The sequence below is a fragment of the Corallococcus sp. AB011P genome (genome assembly GCF_003611605.1).
Classification (GTDB): domain Bacteria; phylum Myxococcota; class Myxococcia; order Myxococcales; family Myxococcaceae; genus Corallococcus; species Corallococcus coralloides.
This window is the reverse complement of sequence record NZ_RAVX01000001.1, coordinates 825,607-844,903: the sequence shown is the minus strand read 5'-3', so window position 1 is coordinate 844,903 and position 19,297 is coordinate 825,607. Positions and strand designations below refer to the sequence as shown.

Here is a 19,297-nt window from a genome sequence, read left to right as displayed (position 1 = left end):
CGCGTCACGAATCCAGGATGAGGCACGTGTCGCCGAACTCGTGTCCCAGGTAGCCCGCCGCTTCCGCGTGCGCCGAGGCCCGGAGCAGGAGCGGAAGCGGCGTGAAGGCTTGCAGCAGCGCATGGTGGCTGCTCCCCGGGTCGTGCACGCCGGTGAGCAGCCCGTGCACCACCCGGGGCACGTAGCCGGGCCCGAGCAGCAGGTCCGTCACGTCCTCGCCCGGCACCAGCCTCCCGTGTTGCGTCGCGCGCCCTTCCAGTGCACGCACCACGGTGGTGCCCACCGCCACCACACGTCCACCCCGAGCCCGAGTCTCCTCCACCAGCGACACGGTGCGCTCGGGGATGTCCGAGCGTTCGGGCCGGGGCAGCGCCGCGTCCAGCGCCGCGTCGCCCGTGGAGGAGAGGCCCGCCGCGTGCGTGAGGGACGCCCAGCGCACGCCGCGCGCCTTCAGCCGCAGCAGCACGGACGCGGTGAGGGGCAGGCCCGCGGAAGGCATCTCCGCGGCCCACGGCCGTGAGGCGTAGAGCGTCTGCACGTGCCACAGCGCGAGCGGCCCCGCTGTGTACGCGTACTGCACCGGACGGCCCGCGGAGTAGAGGGCCTGCCAGAGCGCCGCACCGGTCCGGTCGAAGGCCACGCGCAGGAGCCGGGGGGATGGGGGCAGCACCTCCACCACTCGCGCGGTGAGTCCGCCGACTTCCAGGCGTGCGCCCACGGGGAGCTCCGGCGGTGGGGGCCGGTCCTCGGTGCGCCGTCGCCAGTCTCCCGCGCCGAAGAGGACGGCGGTCCAGGTGTCGTCGGGTTCGCGGGAGAGGAGTCGCAGCTCGATGGCGGCGCCCGAGCCGGTGCGGCCCGTGAGGGAGCCGGGCAGCGTGGCCGCGTCGTTCATCACCAGCAGGTCGCCTTCGCGCAGCAGTTGGGGCAGCTCCGAGGCGACGGTGTCGGTGAAGCGTTCGCGGCGGGGCTCCACGTGCAGGAGCCTCGCGGTATCGGGGTGTTCCCGGGGCCAGCGTGCGGCGTTCATGCGGCCTCCCATCTCGCGGCCTCGAAGCGCAGGCCGGACGCGGTGTCCCGGGCCTCCACGAGCGCGAGGATGCGCGCGGCCACGTCCTCCGGCTTCGCCAGCGTCGCGGGGTCGGCGTCCGGGAGCGCGTCGCGGTGCATGGTCGTGTCCATGTCACCGGGGTCCACGGTGAGCAGGCGCACGCCGCTGCCCTCGAACTCAGAGGCCCAGATGCGCGTCAGGTGCTCCAGCGCGGCCTTCGACATGCTGTAGGCGCCCCAGCGGGGATAGGCGGACACGGCGGCGTCGGAGGTGATGTTGAGGATGAGTCCCCGGCCCCGGACGACCATGCTCCCCGCGACGGCCTTCGTCAGACGGAAGGGCCCCAGCAGGTTGACCTCCAGCACCTGCGACACGTCCTCGCACGCCGTGTCGAGCAGGAGCGGCAGGGGTGTGGGGCCCAGGGTGCTCGCGTTGTTGATCAGGACGTCCAGCGGGCCCACCAGCGCGGTGGCGGCGCCGACCAGCGGGTAGATGGCCTGCTTGTCCCCCACGTCGAAGGCGAGCCCGTGCACCGCCAGTCCTCGCGCCTTCAGGGGCGCCACCGCCGCCTCCAGCGCCTTCGCGTCGCGCGCCACGCCCACCACCCGGGCGCCCCGCCGGGCAAAGGCCTCCATCAGGGCCCGGCCCAGTCCCCGGCTCGCGCCCGTCACCAGCACTGCTTGATTCCGCATGTCCATGGCGTGTCTCTCCTTGAGGCATGGATAGCGGATGGGTGCCGACGGGATGGCATGGGCGCCAATGTGTTGGCAGAATGCCAGCGTATGAGCGAAGAGGACCTTCCAGGCAGGCTGGCGCGCAACCTGAGGACGCTGCGGGAGACACGAGGGGCCACGCAGGTGCAGCTCGCGAAGCTGGCGGGCGTGCCCCGGGCCACCTGGGCGCATCTGGAGTCCGGCGCGGCGAACCCCACGCTGTCGGTGCTGCACCGGGTGGCGGGGGCGCTGCAGGTGTCACTGGAGGAGCTGCTGGCCCGGCCCAAGGCGAGCGCCCGGCACTACCGGAAAGACAGCCTGCCGATGAAGCAACGAGGCGCGGCCTTCCTGCGCAAGCTCCTGCCGGATCCGCTGCCGGGCATGGAGTTCGACCGGATGGAGCTGCCGCCCAAGGCGCGCATCACCGGCGTGCCGCACACGCCGGGCACGCGCGAGTACCTGGCCTGTGAAACCGGAACGCTGGCGCTGGTGGCCAGTGGGGAACGCTTCGTGTTGGAGGCCGGTGACGTCGTCGTCTTCCGGGGAGACCAGAAGCACTCCTATGAGAACCCCGGTGCGCGCACGGCGGTGGGCTACTCCGTCGTGCTGCTTGCGCCGTCGCTCTGAGAGTGACCTTGCCTGAAGCCGAGACACCGCAGCACCGGGCTGTCGCGCCTCGATGCCGACGTCATGTCGGACCCGGGTGGAAGCATTCAGGGCATTCCCCTCCCAGGTGGACTCCCCGGAGATAGACGATGCGCGTGGGTGTCGTAGCGCTGTTCGCGGCCTTTCTGTTGGTGGGCTGCGCGGGCGTGGAGACTTCCTCCACGAGAAGCAGTTCACGGGCCTTCCGGCAAAGCGCCTCGCATGCATTGGACGCGTCCGACGAGGAGGAAGGCAGTCAACGACTCCACCGGCGTCAACCCGTCCGCATCCCTGCGGGGACGGTCATCCTCGCACCTCCTGGGAAGGTCTCGCGGCAGGCCCTGGAGATGGGCCTCCTGGATGTGGACGCCTTCGAGAAGCTGCTGGTGCGCGCCGGCATGGAGGACGTGGACGAACTGCCCCTGCGCCGCAATCCCTTCACTCCGGACGACGCAGTGGAGGTGCTGGGCCGGCTGATGGAGAAGCCGGTGACGCTCGGTACCTTCCCGCCGCGCATGGCTGCGGGCTTCCTGCTGCGCGAGGTGTTGGAGCGCGGAGAGGTCTCCCGCGAGGAGCTGGCGCGGCGGGTGACGCGCTTCGCTCGCGAGCAGGTGGCTGTGCTGCGGCCAGATGGATACCTCGCGTGGGCACTCAATGGGCGCACACAGCAGAAGGTCGCGCCCATCGCTTGGAGGAACGGCGCCTTCCGCGCGGGCAACTTCGAACTGGGACGTTTCTACAGTGGCAAGGGCGGGGTCTTCCGCCCGGTCGATGAGCAACTCCGGGCGTCGGACTCCAGACCGCTGGCCGAGGTGTACGACGACGCGGACGTCGTCAGCCGCTCGCTGGATGGCGCGGAGGACGCCTTCGTGGAGCTGTACCACGCACTGGGACAGGTCCTCTCCCGGCCCACGGACAGCATCGCGGGACTGCGCAATCTCCCCGCGGGCATCGCGGCCCTCATCGCGTCCTCGCCCGAGTACTGGGAGCGGTTCCAGTACATGACGGCCGGCGAGCAGATCCGCGAGACGGCCCGATTGACGACGAGCGTGGTTGCCATCTGGGGAGCAACCTCGGCCACGACGCGGACACTGAAGGGGCTGGCGTCGGGTATCGACGCCACGGTGCCCGTGCTGTCGCTGTCAGCGGAGGGGGCGCTGGTGCTGGAGCGCATCTCGGTCCCCGTGGGACGCACGGCGGCGGTGTTGAGCAGCGCTCCCGGTGCGGCCATCATCCTCCAGCGAGGCGATGATTCAGGCTCGGGAGATGGAAGCGGTGGAGGTTCGCCACCGAGCGGCCCAAAGGGCTACTCGTCCTTCAAGTCGTTCAAGCGGGCCATGGGGCCGGCGGGGAATGGAAAGGAGTGGCACCACGTCGTGGAACAAACCGACGGGAACGTGGCTCGCTTCGGACCCCAGGCGCTCCACAACACGGAGAACGTCATCCCGCTCGACAAGGCAGTTCATAACTCGGTGAGTGCGTTCTATTCGTCGCACCAGTATCGGCTCACAGGCTCGACGTCGCTAACCGTCCGGCAATGGCTGAGCACCCAATCATTCGAAGCCCAATGTGCATTCGGGCTGCGTGCCATCGAGAACATTCGGAACAGACTATGGTGACGGAAGATCTTCAGAAGCTTGTCGCGAAGTTCGAGCAGCATGCAGCGGCGCAATCAGAGGCCATCATGCGAGGGGACGCGAAAGCCGCGAACAAGCACGCGAAGGAATCCATCGCAGCGTTCAAACGGCTGAGGACCCACGGAGATGTAGGACGGGACGCGCTCGCAACCCTCTTCACCCATCCGCGCATGGATGTTCGAACGGCCGCTGCGGCACTGCTCCTGCGGTATCGCACCGTCGAAGCCAGAGCCGTGTTGGAGGAGGCCGCGAAGGGCAAAGGGCTGATCCCCTTTGAAGCACAGGAAGCCCTGAAGCGATGGGAAGAAGGAACCTGGTCCCTGGACCCTGCTTGAGAGAATGGCTCAGCACTCACTCGTTCGAAGCGAGTGGCGGGCCGGGAACCTGAAGTCCACGGAGGACTGAACATGCCCATGCGGAGCGCACGCCGCTTCCATTCAGACCTTTAAAGTCCAAATCCAATGGACTTTTCAGGTTCATGACGTCCAGACTCCCGGATGGCGCCGCCGCGCCGAGCCCTGGCCCCGAGGAGTTCATGCCGACGCCCCCATCCAGCAGCGAGCCGGCCCGCTCCCGGGTCGCACCGTTCCGTCACGTCTTGCCTCCCACGCCCGGCCGGCCCCGGCCTCTCTTCACCATCGACGGCGTCCGCTACGAGGCCATCCGCGAGCTGGTGCGGATGCAGACAGGGGAGGTGCTGATGCTCGCCCGCCGATTCCCGGAGCGGGGAGACACCCTGCCCGGGCTCTGCTTCGTGCGGCGCCTGGCCAATCCCTCCACCACGCCACGCCGCATGCGGCTGGGAGCGGAGATCCAGCTGGCCTTCCGGCTCCGTCACCCCGCCATCGCCCAGGTGTTCCACCGCAAGGTGCACCAGGACTCGCTGCACGTGGTCATGGAGTACGTCGACGGTCCCTCGTTGGAGACCCTGGTGAGCGCGAGCGTGGCGCGCGGCCAGCCCGTCTCCGAGCCCTTCGCCCTCTACGTGGGAGCGGAGCTGGCCGAAGCGCTGCACCACGCGCACACGCTGACGGATGAGGCGGGCAAGCCCCTGGGAATCATCCACCGCGACGTCAATCCCCGGCACGTCTATGTGGGGATGCACGGCGAGGTGAAGCTCGTGAACTTCGGAGCGGCTTATTCGGTGGTCATCGGACGCGAGGAGTCGCCCGCGAGCCTCGTCCGGGGTGACGTGGCCTATGCCTCACCCGAATACATGGAGCGGCTGGCACTGACGCCACGCTCCGACGTCTTCAGCCTGGGCGTGCTGCTGGTGGAGCTCTTCACCGGCAAGCATCCCTTCGACGTGCAGAACGCGCCCCGGCGTCCCGAGGGACTGCGCCCGTTGCAGGTCGAGTTCCTCCCTTCCCTGCCCCTGACGCAGATGCGGGTGTTGCTGGCTTGCTTCGGCCCGACGGAGGTCGAGGCGGCGGTGGGACCGCTCTCACCAGAGGTGAAGCAACTGCTGCACAGGGCCCTGCGCGCCGAGCCTGAAGAACGGTTCGCCACCGCGGCGGACCTGCGCGACGCCCTTCGCTCGGCCCTGGCCAGACGACACCCGGGCTACGGGCGCCAGGAGGCCGCGGATGAAGTCGCGCGGTTGCTGGCGGAGGGCCGCGTGCTCCGGGACGTAGTGGAGTTTGGCGAGGGCGGCCTCTTCGAGGAAGGCATGGAAGAGGAAGGCCCGGCGGAAGAGTAGCGCCTCAACGTGCCAGGGCAGAGGCGACATGGAGGAGTGCGTCCAGTTTCTCCGCGTCCAGCTTGCGCGCGAGGTGCAGCAGGCGTCGCAGGTCCGGCGCGTCGCCGTCTTCCCGGGGCGACTGCTTCTTCGAGCCCTTACGCACCTCGCCCGACGGGGTCAGGCCCAACAGCGCTTCAGGGGAGACGCGAAGCTCCTGGCAGAGGCGATAGAGAGACGGGACGCTGGGCAGCATCTTGCCGCGCTCCAGGCGGCTGTAGACGGGGTGTACCAGTCCAATGCGCTCGGCGACTTCGGCCTGCGTCAGTCCCAGATGCTCGCGGGCGGCGCGTGCCGCCGTGCCAATGGTGATGCCAAGTTCTTCATTCATGGAGGGCGCGCAGCGTATCCGAGATATGCGCTGAAGCCCCTCGGGCCTTCGCGAGGAGGCCGCATGCGCGAGACACATGAACCTGGAATGAGGACGCCATGAGGCCACCGCCCGCCATCCTGGCACCCGGAGCGGAGGTGCTGGGATACACGGTGGAGCGCCAGTTGGGACAGGGCGGCTTCGGCACGGTGTATCTCGCACGCAACGCGGGACAGCCATTCGCTTTGAAGCTGCTGTACCTGCCGCGTTCCGGCGAGCGGGTGGAACGAGAAGTCTCCATCCTCCTGAAGCTTCACCACCCCCACGTCGTGAGCCTCCAGGGTTACGGGCTGTGGCCCCCACGCGAGCCGCGCTTCGCGGTCATCGTGATGGAGTACGTGGACGGGCGCAGCTTGGACCTCTGGGCCCACGAGGAGAATCCCTCCGCGCGCCAGGTGACGCGGGTGTTGGTGGACGTGGCGCGGGCGCTCGCCGCGACGCATGCGGCGGGAGTGCTGCACCGGGACGTGAAGGAGGCCAACATCATGGTGCGCGCCTCGGACGGACCGGCCAAGGTGGTGGACTTCGGCATTGGCGACTACACCGGCGCGCGTGATTTGACGGTGGACATCCTCCCGCCCGGGACGCCGGAGTACCGCGCGCCCGAAGCGTGGAGGTACTTCCGGCAGCATGCCCGGGTGCTCGGGGCCCGCTACGAGGCGGGCACGGCGGATGACCTCTGGGCGCTGGGCGTGGTCTTCTACTGGCTGCTGACGGGGCGCAGGCCTTTCGATGGCGAGGACGACGCGGACTTCATCGAAGCCGTACTCACCCAGACGCCCGCGCTACCGCATGAAGTGAACGAGCGTGTGCCGCATGCGTTGAGCGACGTGTGCCTGCGTCTTCTGGGAAAGACGCCCGAGACTCGCACACCGAGCGCCCTGGCTGTCGTGGCCGCGCTGGAGGAAGTCCTGCGGGGCGCGGACGCGGCGTGGGACGTGCCCCTGTGCGACGCGTTCGCTGAGGACACCGCGACGACGGAGAGCGAGCTGGACAGCTTCGATAAGTGGCTGAGCCGTCCCAGGCACAGGCACAGGCGGGGCATGCGTGCACCGCTGGAGGCTCCACCGACGCAAGCCGGAGCCACGCCGCCGGAGACGAGGGCGAAGCCACGACATTCCTTGCGCGCGTGGGCGGTGGTGGTGACGGCCCTGGTGTTGATCACCGCGGGCGCGCTGCTGCTGCACAGGACGGTGCGATTCCCAGGAGTGGTCACGCTTCGTCAGGAAGTAGCGCCCACGGACAAGTCGCCTCAATCTGACCGGGCCGCGGCGCCCAGCGGGCCAGAGGCCACCGCCGCGGCCGTCGCCCTTCCCGCGACGCTCCAGGAGGTTGCCGCCACCGTGACGACGCAGATGCCAGAGACTTCCTCCCTTCCGCTCTCCTCGAAGCCCGCGAAGAAGGTCCGGAGTGCCATGACCCGTGCGGCGGGCATGGCCACCTGCACTGCGTTGCTGGGATGCCCCGGCACTCAGGTGCGTCCGCCCCCACCACCAGAGCCCTGCCCTGTAGGGGCGGTGAAGGCCATGAAGGAATGGGGCATCAGGATGGGGGACGAGTACATCGCAGCCTTCGACTTCTCGCGACCGCGCATCATCTCGGTGTCAGAAGGCCCCACCCAATTTCTCCTGGCCGAGAACGTGGGAGACCTGCGGGGCGGTGCGGAACTGTCAGGCCGGCTCATCGTGAGAGACCGCGTCTACGGGCGCCTGACCTGGGCGACGACCAACCAAGGCGACAGCTTTCCCGTGTGCCTGGAGGTCTACGCGGAGGAGGGAGGCCGGGGCCTGCCGAGGGAGCCTGGAGACGACTCACCGTCGAGCGCCCGGGTCTTCACCACGGTGAGCGTGAAGGCAGTGCGTGAGTTCGAGTAGCAGTCCTGCCTGGGAGATGCAGCCAAGTGCCCTCTTCATCCACGGTGGTCCTCCTGGCGCTCGTGTTCGCGAGTGTGGGGGCATTCGCCCAATCCGAGAGTTCGGCCTCCGTGCCGGGCGCCCGGCGCATTGAACTGTCCCCGGATGGGACGCCATTCGTCGCGGAAATCGCGGTCAGTGCAGGGCTCTCCACGAGCCTCTACTTCGACTCGGAGCTGATGCGTGACGGCATCGAACTGGAAGGGAGGGAGCGCTTCACCCTGGTGGACATCGGGCAGGCCACTCTCCGCCTGGTTCCCTCTTCGCGTGTCATCCCTGGCGAGCACTTCCGGCTCGTCGTGCGCTTCAAGGATGGCGCGGCTCCGGTGAGTGCCTCGTTTCTCCTCCAGGTGCATCCCGCGAAAGCGGAGCCCGTCATTGAGGTCTATCGCGGGAAGCGGACGCTCGAGACCTATCAACAAGAGGTCCGGGAGGTCCGTGCGGAATTGGAGCGCTGCCGGAATGAGAGGTCACGGTTGGAGGCCGAGCATGAGGCCCCAGCCGGACTGGCGGGGCTCCTCTCCACCGGAACCCTGGATAAGGATGGTGTGGCGGGGCGTGTCGTGACCAAGGACATCCTTCTGTCTTCTGGAAATGCCTTGGAGGCGACCTCCGTCATTACCTACCGCGCAAAGAGGGCTGTTGCCGTCGTGGTCACGCTGACGACGAAGGCGGGGGTGCAGCCCTGGAACTCAAAGGGGGCGACACTTCGAAGCAGGAGTGGAGCGGAATTGCAGGTGCTCCGCATCTGGCTGCAGCCATCCCGTCCCTTGGACAAGACCTCAAGCATCGTGGTCGAGGCCGAGGCCCCGGAGGCCGGTATCCAGGGACCGTTCTCCTTGAAGCTCTGGGAGGATGGCCCCCGCACCATCACGCTGGGCAACGTGACGTTCCCATAGTCACAGCTGCGTTTGGGCTCCGCGCAATGGAGAGCATTCGGAAACAGCCCATGGTGACGGAAGACCTTCAGAAGCTCGTCGCGAAGTTCGAGCAGCATGCGGCGGCGCAAACGGACACCATCTGGCGAGGCGACGCGAAAGCCGCGAACAAGCACGCTCCCTGGACCCCGCGTAAGCCGGGCCACCCGCTACGCCCCACCGCCCTGCCACGTCAGCATCCCCATCACGCCCACGTCGCGAGCTCCTCCCGCGTGGAGCCTCCAGGGCACCGCCACTCCGAACTCCAGGGACTTCAGCGGGCGCGCCAGCAGCCCCGGTGACAGGAGCAAGGTGGAGGTACCGTCCTCGTCCCTCCAGCCGGCCTCCACCATGGGCCGCAGCGGCCCCAATGCGAGCACCGCTCCGGCAGCGAAGTCCGGGTGGAGTTCGTTCCCCAGGCCGCGCACCCCGGGCAGTTCCTCCGCCTTCAACTGGAGGTTGAAGCCCACCGGTCCCACGTCCTGATACGCCAGCAGGTACGGTTCGAAGCCCGGGCGGAAGCGGTCGTCCGTGAGGTCGCGCGTGGCTTCCAGGTCCATTCCCACGCTCAGCGTGAAGCCTCGGCGGCTGTCGTTGATCAGCGCCAGCCCGATGCCCACCTCCGCCGTGTCCAACCCTCGCGGATCCTCCGGCGTCGTCAGCGCCACCTTCGCTTCCAACTGCACGCGGTCGCTCAGGCCGTACTCACCGCGCACCGGCAGCTCGAAGCGCGTCTCATCGTCCTGACGCGTCCACTCCAGCCCCGTGCCCAGCTCCACCTGCCCCCGCTGCTGCGGAGGCGCTCCGTCTCCCAGAAAGAACTCCTGCACCCGCCCCTGCACCCCTTCCTCCGCCACCGCCGGTACCGAGAAGAGGCCCAGGAGTCCCACCGAGACGAGCCACCGTCCGTTCGCCATGCCCGTACGGTGGACACGCGCCTCATGCCCCGGGGCCTCCCCGCCGTCCCTACCACCGCTCGGCTGCCCGCCCGCTTCAGGAACAACCCAATGCGCTGGCGCTCCGCGTGGGGGCTTGCATCACCGTGCGTGAGGGTGGCAAGCCTGCGCTCCCACTTCTTCGAGAACGACCATGCCCCTCCCCTCCGCTCGACACACCATGGCCCTGCTGGCCCTGAGCCTCACCGCCTGTGGCGGCAAGGACGTGCGCCCCGGCGATGATGAGAATCCCAACCCCGTCACCGACCCCTGCGTGGAGAGCACCACCGCCGACCCGGCCAGCGGGACGTGCGCGCCGCTGCGGTTGCAGTGCGCCAGGGACCTGAGCGGCTTCAAGACGGACCGCTACGTCTGGCGCGACCGCGACTGCCACGTGCGCTCCGTGTCGCTCGTGCGCAACGACGCGGCGGACCCCGCGGGCTGGAACGGCGGCTACATCCGCCGCTACACCTACGAGGTCGCGGGCGCCGAGCGCACCTGCGACGGCCAGAGCACCCAGGTGCCCGGCTGGGGCATGGTGACCAGCCACCTGAAGGAAGGCCAGACGTGGGGCGCCTGGACGCAGGACGTGCGCGGCACCGGCCGCTTCGTCTTCAAGGGCGCGCACCATGCGCTGCACGAATTGAAGTGGCCGCTGTCGCTGGATGGCCGCGTGGTGCAGGTGACCGTGCAGTACCTCTTCGCCACCGGCCGGGACCACCCGCTGTATGCCATCACCCACGACGCGTCCGGCTTCCCCGCGAACCAGATTGAAGCCGACGTGCGCTCGCCCTACGGCGACCTGGCTTTCGACGGCAACGCCAACACGGACATCGCCGGCCTGGGCTGGGGCGACCGCTACCGCTTCGTCACGCTGTCCTCCCCCGTGACGATGAACACCGGCTGGGACTACCGCGAACCCAACGTCGTCCCCTACACGCGCATGTGGACCGCCGCGCCGGACGCGGAGATGGGCGCGGTGCAGACCCAGACATGGGAGCAGAAGCCCGCGGGCGGCTACTGGCTGTATCCGGAGTGGGAAACGCGCCACGCCAACGGCCCCATGCCGGTGGCCTACAACTGGCCCTACCAGCTCAACCAGTACGAGCTGCCCTCCGTCACCAACTCCCACCGGCTCGCGTGGGGCAGCAACTTCGGCGCGGTGGGCCTCTCGCAGTACCCGCGCCTGGGCGATGACGGCGTGATGCTCTCCGGCCACCCCTACCAGAGCTACTCCGTCTTCATGGTGCTGGGCACGCACACGGCCAACCCCGTGCTGTCGCTCGTGTCGGAGGTGGAGGCCTGGCAGGGCGTGAAGCTCACCGCCTCCGAGGGCACCGTGCGCACGCGCGGCCCGGGCGGCGTGGGCCGGACCGACTCCGTCACCTACGACGTCGCCGGCTACAACCCCGTCTACGCCACGTGGGAAGCGGACGCCGCCTCCAACCGCGTGACGCTGGCGTTCGACACCGCGGGGCGCACGCTCGCGCGCCCCATGCTGGTGGTGCATGGCTACACCGCCACCACCGCGCCGAAGGCGGTCACCCTGGATGGCCAGGCGCTCACCGCGGACACGGACTACTTCGCGTCCGTGGATGAGGCGGGCAAGGCGCTCTGGCTCACGCTCCAGCGCGACCTGAAGGGCTCCGCCACCCTGAAGGTGGAGTAGCCCCACGCAGGGGACAGGCCCCTGGCACCCTCGCGAGTGCCCGGGGCCTTCCCTTCATCGCTTCACGCCGGACCGTCAGTCCGCGTCGCCGCTGCCGCCGTAGCCCTGCGGGGCCTCCGAGCGCAGCCGCTGCCACTCGGCGCGGGCGTCCTGCTCCACGCGCTTCTGCTCGTCCACGCGGCGCCGGGCGTCCTCCACCTCGCGCTTGGCCTCCGCGACGGCGGCCATGTAGTTCGCTTCCGACATGTCCTTGGCGCGCACGTCGCCGCTGCGCTCCAGCGCCTTGTACTGGGCCAGGTTGAGCTCCGTGTCCGCCACCTTCAGCTCCGCGGCGCGCAGGTCCTGCTCCGCCTTGGCGGTGTCCGTCTTGCGGTCGTGCCAGGACACCTCGGCGTCCGCGGCGACGCGCCCCGCCTCGGCGCCCTGGAGCTTGGACTGCGCCTGCGCGATGGGGCTCCGCTGACCGGTGGCCTCGGCGGCCTTCACCGCGGCCTTCTCCGCCTCCATGCGGCTCTTGGCGGCGTCGCCATTGCGGCGGGCCACTTCCGCGGCGCGCTCGGCGTCGCGCACCGCCACCTCGGCGCGCGTCACGTTGTCGGCGGCCTTGGTGCGGGCCAGCTGCGCGTCACGCACCTCGCCCAGCTGGTCCTCCGGGACGCGAGCCATCATCGCGTCGTCTACACGCGCGGCCTTCGAACTGCCGCAGCCGGCGAGGAACGCCATGGACGCCCCCAACGCCAGTCCCATCACCCAGTGCCGCTTCGTCCTGTTCTGGAACATGCTCTCAATCCCCCGTACGAGATGACTGGGGAAGAACCTAGACACGCCTCCGTCACGCGACAGGGGCCACGGACGCCGCCGTTGCCCCTGGAATCCGCCCGCGTTCGGGCAGGCCGTGGAGCAGGCAGGCGCGGCCCCTCTTTCGCCCCGCGCCGTTGCCGTCCAGCACTTTCGTCACGGGGCATGTCCCAACCCGCACGGGGTGCGTGTCTCAAGGTCGCGCGAACGACGCGCCACCAGGGAGAGGGATGACATGAAGCGAACCGGATGGGGATTCGTGCTGGGAACGGGCTGCGCGCTGATGGTCGCGGCCTGCGGCGCCGGCACCGAGGACTTCGACAACCTCGAGGGCACGGAGTCCGTGAAGATGAGCATCTCGCTCGCGGGTGACGCGTGCGGCGTCACTTCGGCCGCGGCGACCGTGAGCGCGCCGGACCTTCCGACCTCGTACCCCCAGTCCCTCTACGTGGGGAACGGCTACATCGAGGGCTACCTGAGCAACATCCCTGTCGGGCCCGGGCGAATCGTGGACGTGAGGGCCTACAACAAGGCGGGGCTGGAGGTGTACGCCGGCAGCGCGGTCGTGGACGTGTACTCGGGCTCGGTGGCGTACGCGCAGCTCCAGATGAGGCGCAATCCACAGAACTGCCCGGGCGGGGGGACGGGCGACATCTACATCATCGGCACGCTGGAGGGCACGGGCCCGGGCTGGGACGCGGGCTACGACGCGGGCCCCGGTCCGTCCTACGATGGGGGACCCGTCTTCGACGCGGGCAGCGCGTTCGACGCGGGCTAGAACGCGCGGAGGTGTCGCAGCCCTCCTCAAGTGCCCCGGCCGTAGAACCATGCGGTGAGGGCCAGGCGGGAGGCGTGGGCGGGCATCACCTCGTGCTCCAGCCGCTCGCTCAGGAACACCACCAGGCGGTCCAGCACCGGCGCCACCTCCACGGGGGCGCCGGTGTCCTCCGGGAACAGGCGCAGCACGCCGCCGTGCTCCGGCTTCCAATCCGCGTTCGCGTACCAGATGGCGGTGATGCGGCGGTTGGATTGGCCGGGGAACGCGTCGCGGTGGCGGGCGTAACGCGCACCGCCGCCGGGATAGCAGGCGAGCTGCACGTCGAAGCGCCCCAGCCCCAGGTACGCGCCCGAGGACACGGACTCCCCCAGTGCCTGGAAGCGGTGCCACAGGGCTTCGAGCTCGGGGGCGGCGCCGGGCAGTACCCACTCGATGTGGTCGCCACGCACGGACGTATCGAGCGCATGGTCCGCGCCGCGCCGGATGCCCGCGGGCTTCAGCGTCCCAGCCTCTACTCGCGCGAGCGCCGCGGCCCTTGCCGCCAGCGCCCGCGCGACGCCAAGGAAGGCGTCCCGCACGAAGTATCCCTGGGAACCCAGGGCCTCCGCCTCCGCGTCCGTCAGCTCCATCCTGCGTGACTCCTTCGCGAGTCCCTGTCCGGAAGCCCGCGTCCGACACGCTGCACCAGGATGCCCCCGTTCCGGAAGCGGGTAGACTTTCCCCCATGGCGAAGAACCTCTCGCGAGCCCTCTCCCTCCTCGCCGCGGTCGCGCTCGGCGCGCTGGGGGCCTGGGTGCTGCTACGCCCCACGTCTCCCCGGCTGCCGGACACGGCGGCGGTGGTGGAGCAGATGCGGGAGGTGGCCCGGCTGGAGACGCTGGACGTGTCCCTCTACAAGAAGGTCACCTTCACGCCGGAGCCGCAGGCCACGGACGCGCTGTGGAAGGACGTGCTGCTCTGGGCCAGCTACACGCTCCAGAACCCGCACGGCCGCGCCATCGTGTTCGCGGACGCGCACCTGGGGTTCGACTTCCAGCGCTTCGACTCGAGCCACCTGCGCGCCGTGGGCACGCGCGTGGACGTGCTGCTGCCGCCGATGCAGGTGACGGTGGCCCTGCGGCCCGGGGAGACGGAGATCATCGACTCCAACCTGGACAGCGCGCAGACGGCGCAGCTGTTGGAGAAGGCGCGTCTGGCGTTCGAGAGAGAGGTGCGCCAGGACCGGCGCCTCCAGGAGAAGGCTCGTCAGTCCGCGGAGCGCTCGCTGCGGGGGCTCTTGCTCACGCTGGGCTTCCGAGAGGTGCGGTTCGTGGAGACCTTGCCGGTGGGGAGCGCGGGATGACGGAACGGTTGGAGTTGATTCAAGGAGACATCACGCGCATCGCGGCGGACGCGATCGTGAACGCGGCGAACTCCGGCCTGTCGGGTGGCGGCGGCGTGGACGGTGCCATCCACCGCGCGGCGGGTCCGGAGCTGGTCGCGGAGTGCCGCACGGTGGGCCGCTGTCCCACGGGAGAGGCGCGCATCACGCGGGGCTACCGGTTGCCCGCGGCCCACGTCATCCACGCGGTGGGCCCCTCGTGGTGGGGCGGGGACCGCGGCGAGGACGAGCTGCTTGCCTCGTGCTACCGGAGCACGTTCGCGCTGATGGAGCAGCACGGGCTGCGCACGGTGGCGTTCCCCGCCATCTCCACGGGTGCCTACGGCTTCCCCATTGAACGGGCCGCCCCCATCGCCCTGCGGGAGATCCGCGCGGCCCTGGCGCGGCGGCCGGAGCTGGAGCGCGTCACCGTGGTCCTCTTCAGCGAACAGGACTTGAAGGTGTATCAGCGGGCGTTGGGCGCGTAGGTCACGCGCTTCGCAGTGAGTCCCCATCCAGGACGAACGACCCGGGCACGCCGTCCGGCGCATGCCCCAACGCCGCGAGCCTCCGCACCGATTCACCGTCCGAGTCCCGGCACAGGAGCGCCACTTCGCGCCGGCCCAGGCTCACGCGCAGCGGGCCTCCGCCCGTGGCGGCCTCCACCCTGCGGCGCTGCGCCTTCGTGAGCAGCCGTGCGCCGTCATGCCCGTCGCCGCCCGTCACCGCCCAGACGCCGGAGAACGCCTCCGCCAGCCGCACCTCGCCCTGGTCGATGACGACGGGCCGCACGTCCGCGGGCCGCAGCTCCAGGTTGTGCCACGCCGCCGCGTCCACCGTTTCGAGCGTGAGCCCTGCATCCCTCAACGCGGAGGCCGGCAGGTAGCGCACGAACTCCGCGTCCTCCAGCACGTAGAAGACCTCCAGCCCCTCGGGCCCCGGACGGAACAGCGCGCCCTGGGTCCCCGCCACGAAGCCCGAGGGCCGCAGCACCGGACGCAGCGCATCCAACGACACACCCGTGGGCCCCACTCCCGAGGACAATCCGCCCAGCCTCGACGCCAGCGCCTCCACGTGCGCGGTGAGCCCCTGCGCGCCCGGTGACTCCTGATACGCGGCATACAGCGAGCCCACGTCCACGCGGCCCACGCCACCCGAGGCCAGCTTCACCAGCAGGTCGCGGCCTTGACGCCGGAAGGCCACGCCCGCGCGGCCCAGGGCAGCGGTGAGCGCGGCGGTGAACTCCGGACGCAGCACCTGCTCCTCGGGCGCGGGAGGCGGAGGAAGGTCCGCGGCCTCCAGCTCCGCGCGCAGCAGCTTCGCCTCCGCGTCGAAGGGGTCTCGCTCCACGGCCTCCGCCACGTAGGCGCGGGCGCGTGCTCCCTCCCCCTGCCGCAGCGCGAGCACGGCCAGCACCTTGAGGGCCTCCGGGTCGCCGGGGCTCAGGACCAGCGCTTCCCGCAGCTCCGCTTCCGCCTCCCGGTGCCGCTCCAATCCCAGCAGCGCTCGCGCGAGGCCCAGGCGAACCTGGAGGTCCTTGGGAAAGTCACGCCGCAGGGCCTGCATCAACGGCAGGGCTTCGCGCTCCGCGTCCGCGTTGACCAGCGCATGCGCCACGGTGAGGCGCAGCGTGGGTCCGGGCGTGCGCGCGGCCTCGTCACGCAGCGCCTCCAGCTCCGCGCCGCTGAGCACTTCACCCGCCTCCACCTTGCGGCGCAGGCGCTCCAGTTCCGCCGGGGAAATCACGCGCGGACTCTACTCCCTCCGGAGCTCAGGCCCGTCAATGCGTTGCATCGTGCTCGGCGGGTTCCTCCTCGCCTCGGTGCTGGGAGAGGAAGTCGTCCAGGGCGCCCACGTCGATGGGCTTGCGGAACACGGCATCCACCTGCGCCAGGCTCGCGCGGTTCTGGCCCCGCACGTCCATGCCGGTGACGATGGCCAGCAGCGCCTGGGGCGTACGCTGCCGCAGCTCTCGCGCCAGCTCCCAGCCCGTCATCTCCGGCATCACCGCGTCCAGCAGCGCGGCGTCGTAGGGGTGCTTCTCCCAGATGCGCAGGGCCACGTCCGGGCTGTGCGCCACCTGCACTTCGTAGCCCTCCTCGCCCAGCACCTCCGCCATCATCCGCGCGTTGTCCAAATCATCGTCCACCACCAACACGCGGCGCGCGCGCCCGGGCATGCGCGGCATGCGTCCCGCCGGCGGCGCTGGCGGCTGCGCGGTGGGCTCGGGAGCACCTGTCGGCGCTTCGCGGAAGCGCGGCAGCCGCACGATGAAGCTGGCGCCCGAGCCGTCGCGCCGGTTCTCCACCGTCAGCTCTCCGCCCCAGCGCTGCACCTGCGTGCGCGCCACCGCCAGGAACAGCGAGAACTGCGGCGCCCCCGGGTCCCGGCGCAGCGGGTCGAACAGGCCCGCCAGTTCATCCTGCGCGTAGGGCCGCCCCCCATCCTCGATGCGCAAGTCCAGCCAGTCCTCCCGGGCGGGGCGGGAGCGGATCACCAGCGTGCCGCCGCCCTCCATCCGGTCCCGCGCGGACAACATCAGGTTGACGATGAGCTCGCGGAAGAAGCCCGCGTCCGCCTTCACGCCCCACGGGAAGCCCAGGTCCAGCTCCGTGTGCACCGGGTGCTGGCGCTGCTCCAACTCTCCCCGGGCCAGCTCCAACGCCTCGCGCACCGTCTGGTCCACCGGCACGTCGCCCAGGCGCTCCTCGGTGCGCTGAACGCTGAACTCCTGCAGCCGCGCCACCAGCTCGCCAATGTTGCGCACCGTCTTGTCCAGCGCGTCGACGTGCTCGGGCTTGTATTCGCGTTGCAGCAGCGTGATGCGCAGCCGCAGCACGTTGAGGAAGTTGTTGAGCGCGTGCGCGGCGCCGCTCGCCAGCTGCCCCAGCGCCTGCTGCCGGGTGCGCCGCAGCAGTTGTCCCTGGAGCCGGCGCACCTCGTCGTGCGCGTTCTCCAGGGCCTTGGTCTTCACCGCGGCCTCGGTGCGGTCGCTGAAGGTCTGGATGACCCCCGCGAGGACCTGGTCCTCCTCCCACACCGGCGTGGCGCTCATCTCCAGCGTGGCGTCCCCGCCGCCAGGGCGCTCCACCTGCATCATCACGCCGCGCACCGGCGCCTTCTCGCGCAGCGCGCGCAGGAAGGGCATGTCCTGCACCTTGAAGGGCTCGCCCGTGGTGTGCCGCGCGTTGACCTGGGTGAGCACGGGCCCCAGCGAGCCGGTGGCGCGCGCGCCCACCACCGCGCGCATGGGCACCCCCATCAGGCGGCTCACCGGCGGCGAGGCGAAGGACACCATGCCGTCCGTCTCCGCCAGCAGGATGCCCACCTCCACGTGGTTGAGCACCGACTCCATCACCGCCGCCTCGCGGAAGCGCACCTCCTCCGTCTTGAGCACGCGCGCGTAGGAGGCCTGCGCGGACGCGTCCGCCTCCCACACCAGCTCCGACACCAGCTCCGCCACGTCCGCGTGGATGACGCCTCCGTTGCGGCGTGAATAGACGTAGAGCAGCACCTCCTGGAGCGACTTGAACTCGCGGGTCAGGTCTTCGGGCTCGAAGTTCTGGTCGTACCGGAAGGCCCCGTGCGAACGCACCACCTCCGGCCACAGCCGCACGGCGTCCTCGCCCCGGTCCTCGAGCAGCCGGGCAAGCTCATCCAGCAGATGGCGCAGCGGCGCGCGCAGGTCCCGGCCGGGGACCTCCACCTCGTACGTCTCCGCGCGCAGGCGCTTGGACCACAGGCGCGTGATGCGCTCGCCCTCGTCCGAGAGCAGGCCTGACAGCGCGGTGATGGCGTCATGGGAAGAAGGCACGCTCAAGGGCGCACGATGCGCACGCCCCAGGCGTCCAGCCACCCGCCCCCCCTCTCCTCGCGGTGCGGCAATGTCAGGCGTTTCACATGAAGGAAGCCATCACGGGCCCCGAGCGCCCGCCTGTCCGTCCGCCCTGGCCATGGCGAGCGGTCGTCCCCACCTTCCCAGGTACGGATGAGCATCAAGGAGCGCAGGAAGAACGACCTGGAGCAGCCAGAGGTCTCTCAGCAGGCCATGGCGCAGCTCTTTCGTGGCGAGCTCAGCCGCTCGGACACGTGGCGTACGCGGCTGGACACGACGACGAACTGGGCGCTCACCACGACGGCGGCGGTCATCTCCTTCGGCTTCGCGTCGCCGGAGAGTTCGCACGTCACGTTCCTGGTGGGCATCTGGATGGTGGTGTCCTTCCTGCTCATCGAGGCGCGGCGCTACCGCTACTACGACCTGTGGAACCGCCGCGTGCGCCTGCTGGAGGACGGCTGGTGGGCGCCAATGCTGCGGCGCGAGCCGGTGGATCCAGACGCGCTGCGGGAGCTGGCGGTGGAGATGTCCCGGCCGCAGATCCAGCTGTCGCTGGTGTCCGCCATCGCGACGCGGCTCAACCGCGCGTACGGGCCCATCCTCATCGTCCTGTTGGTGACCTGGTTCTTCAAGGTCTACAGCCACCCGCGTCCGCCGCGTGACTTCGGGGACTTCGTGGACCGGGCGCACGTGGCCTGGATTCCAGGCCCGGTGGTGATGGCCGCGCTGCTGTTCCTCACCGTGGCGGCGGCGTACCTCTTCAGCGCGTCCTTCTTCATCCGGGCGCCGCTGGGCGAACTGCGCACCCGGCCGCGCGGACGCAGGGCGGCGCTGTGGGAGGCCTTCTACCGGCCCTACGCCATCCAGCGCCGCAAGCGCCCGCGTCCCCCGGGCGTGCGCGCCAGCACGCCGCGCCCGCCGGCCCCGTTCGACCGCTGACG

General features: G+C 70.1%; 19 protein-coding genes. 11 read left to right on the top strand and 8 right to left on the bottom strand.

Features of this window, described 5'->3' with window-relative positions; genetic code table 11:
* Nucleotides 1-4 precede the first annotated feature (4 nt).
* Together D7X30_RS03635 and D7X30_RS03630 are read right to left on the bottom strand one after the other, a co-directional pair.
* Entirely contained in the window at nt 5-1,027 is a 1,023-nt protein-coding gene (locus tag D7X30_RS03635) for an S-adenosylmethionine:tRNA ribosyltransferase-isomerase (protein ID WP_199724154.1), read from the bottom strand.
* A complete protein-coding gene (locus tag D7X30_RS03630; RefSeq protein WP_304984670.1) occupies nt 1,024-1,740 on the bottom strand; it encodes an SDR family oxidoreductase in 717 nt (238 codons plus the stop codon). The genes D7X30_RS03635 and D7X30_RS03630 overlap by 4 nt, the downstream gene beginning before the upstream one ends.
* 90 nt (nt 1,741-1,830) lie before the next feature.
* On the opposite strand from D7X30_RS03630, the gene D7X30_RS03625 reads away from it, so the two are divergent.
* The 4 genes from D7X30_RS03625 (at nt 1,831) to D7X30_RS03605 (ending at nt 5,742) form a co-directional block, all read left to right on the top strand.
* On the top strand, nt 1,831-2,388 hold the full coding sequence (locus tag D7X30_RS03625) for a helix-turn-helix domain-containing protein (RefSeq protein WP_120561396.1): 558 nt from the start codon (nt 1,831-1,833) through the stop codon (nt 2,386-2,388).
* 365 nt (nt 2,389-2,753) lie between these two features.
* Nucleotides 2,754-4,025 (top strand): hypothetical protein, encoded by a 1,272-nt coding sequence (locus D7X30_RS42205; protein WP_199724153.1) that lies wholly within the window; start codon nt 2,754-2,756, stop codon nt 4,023-4,025.
* A complete protein-coding gene (locus tag D7X30_RS03610) occupies nt 4,019-4,378 on the top strand; it encodes a DUF2019 domain-containing protein (RefSeq protein WP_199724152.1) in 360 nt (119 codons plus the stop codon). The genes D7X30_RS42205 and D7X30_RS03610 overlap by 7 nt, the downstream gene beginning before the upstream one ends.
* Nucleotides 4,379-4,578: 200 nt before the next feature.
* Nucleotides 4,579-5,742 carry a serine/threonine-protein kinase gene (locus D7X30_RS03605; protein ID WP_120561393.1) on the top strand — a complete coding sequence of 388 codons (1,164 nt, stop codon included), beginning with the start codon at nt 4,579-4,581 and terminating at the stop codon, nt 5,740-5,742.
* 4 nt (nt 5,743-5,746) lie between these two features.
* On the opposite strand, the gene D7X30_RS03600 is transcribed toward D7X30_RS03605, so the two are convergent.
* Nucleotides 5,747-6,112 (bottom strand): helix-turn-helix domain-containing protein, encoded by a 366-nt coding sequence (locus tag D7X30_RS03600; RefSeq protein WP_120561392.1) that lies wholly within the window; start codon nt 6,110-6,112, stop codon nt 5,747-5,749.
* Between the two features lie 98 nt (nt 6,113-6,210).
* On the opposite strand from D7X30_RS03600, the gene D7X30_RS03595 reads away from it, so the two are divergent.
* Both D7X30_RS03595 and D7X30_RS03590 read left to right on the top strand, forming a co-directional pair.
* Nucleotides 6,211-8,025: a serine/threonine-protein kinase gene (locus tag D7X30_RS03595; RefSeq protein ID WP_120561391.1), complete on the top strand. Its 1,815-nt coding sequence runs from the start codon at nt 6,211-6,213 to the stop codon at nt 8,023-8,025.
* Nucleotides 8,026-8,051: 26 nt separating this feature from the next.
* On the top strand, nt 8,052-8,963 hold the full coding sequence (locus tag D7X30_RS03590) for a DUF2381 family protein (protein WP_120561390.1): 912 nt from the start codon (nt 8,052-8,054) through the stop codon (nt 8,961-8,963).
* Nucleotides 8,964-9,151: 188 nt separating this feature from the next.
* Here D7X30_RS03590 and D7X30_RS03585 read toward each other — a convergent pair whose 3' ends face one another.
* The gene (locus tag D7X30_RS03585) at nt 9,152-9,898 is read right to left on the bottom strand and encodes a hypothetical protein (protein WP_120561389.1); all 747 of its coding nucleotides are present in this window, start codon (nt 9,896-9,898) and stop codon (nt 9,152-9,154) included.
* 172 nt (nt 9,899-10,070) lie between these two features.
* Between D7X30_RS03585 and D7X30_RS03580 the strand changes: the two genes are divergently transcribed.
* Complete coding sequence (locus D7X30_RS03580) at nt 10,071-11,585, top strand: hypothetical protein (protein WP_120561388.1); 1,515 nt, start codon at nt 10,071-10,073, stop codon at nt 11,583-11,585.
* Nucleotides 11,586-11,660: 75 nt separating this feature from the next.
* Here the strand turns inward: D7X30_RS03580 and D7X30_RS03575 are convergent, their stop codons facing one another.
* Nucleotides 11,661-12,365 (bottom strand): hypothetical protein, encoded by a 705-nt coding sequence (locus D7X30_RS03575; protein WP_120561387.1) that lies wholly within the window; start codon nt 12,363-12,365, stop codon nt 11,661-11,663.
* A 253-nt stretch (nt 12,366-12,618) separates the two neighbouring features.
* Between D7X30_RS03575 and D7X30_RS03570 the strand changes: the two genes are divergently transcribed.
* Entirely contained in the window at nt 12,619-13,161 is a 543-nt protein-coding gene (locus D7X30_RS03570) for a hypothetical protein (protein ID WP_121710471.1), read from the top strand.
* A 26-nt stretch (nt 13,162-13,187) separates the two neighbouring features.
* Here D7X30_RS03570 and D7X30_RS03565 read toward each other — a convergent pair whose 3' ends face one another.
* Entirely contained in the window at nt 13,188-13,790 is a 603-nt protein-coding gene (locus tag D7X30_RS03565; protein WP_120561385.1) for a 2OG-Fe(II) oxygenase, read from the bottom strand.
* Between the two features lie 95 nt (nt 13,791-13,885).
* On the opposite strand from D7X30_RS03565, the gene D7X30_RS03560 reads away from it, so the two are divergent.
* Both D7X30_RS03560 and D7X30_RS03555 read left to right on the top strand, forming a co-directional pair.
* On the top strand, nt 13,886-14,503 hold the full coding sequence (locus tag D7X30_RS03560) for a DUF4230 domain-containing protein (protein WP_120561384.1): 618 nt from the start codon (nt 13,886-13,888) through the stop codon (nt 14,501-14,503).
* The gene (locus D7X30_RS03555; protein WP_120561383.1) at nt 14,500-15,009 is read left to right on the top strand and encodes an O-acetyl-ADP-ribose deacetylase; all 510 of its coding nucleotides are present in this window, start codon (nt 14,500-14,502) and stop codon (nt 15,007-15,009) included. The genes D7X30_RS03560 and D7X30_RS03555 overlap by 4 nt, the downstream gene beginning before the upstream one ends.
* A 1-nt stretch (nt 15,010) precedes the next feature.
* On the opposite strand, the gene D7X30_RS03550 is transcribed toward D7X30_RS03555, so the two are convergent.
* Both D7X30_RS03550 and D7X30_RS03545 read right to left on the bottom strand, forming a co-directional pair.
* Nucleotides 15,011-16,267 (bottom strand): tetratricopeptide repeat protein, encoded by a 1,257-nt coding sequence (locus D7X30_RS03550; RefSeq protein WP_120561382.1) that lies wholly within the window; start codon nt 16,265-16,267, stop codon nt 15,011-15,013.
* A gap of 34 nt (nt 16,268-16,301) precedes the next feature.
* Nucleotides 16,302-18,335, bottom strand: a complete 2,034-nt coding sequence (locus D7X30_RS03545; protein ID WP_120561738.1) for a hybrid sensor histidine kinase/response regulator — start codon at nt 18,333-18,335, stop codon at nt 16,302-16,304.
* 174 nt (nt 18,336-18,509) lie between these two features.
* Between D7X30_RS03545 and D7X30_RS03540 the strand changes: the two genes are divergently transcribed.
* Nucleotides 18,510-19,295, top strand: coding sequence for a DUF2270 domain-containing protein (locus D7X30_RS03540; protein ID WP_120561381.1), 786 nt, complete (start codon nt 18,510-18,512; stop codon nt 19,293-19,295).
* The last annotated feature ends 2 nt before the right edge of the window (nt 19,296-19,297 follow it).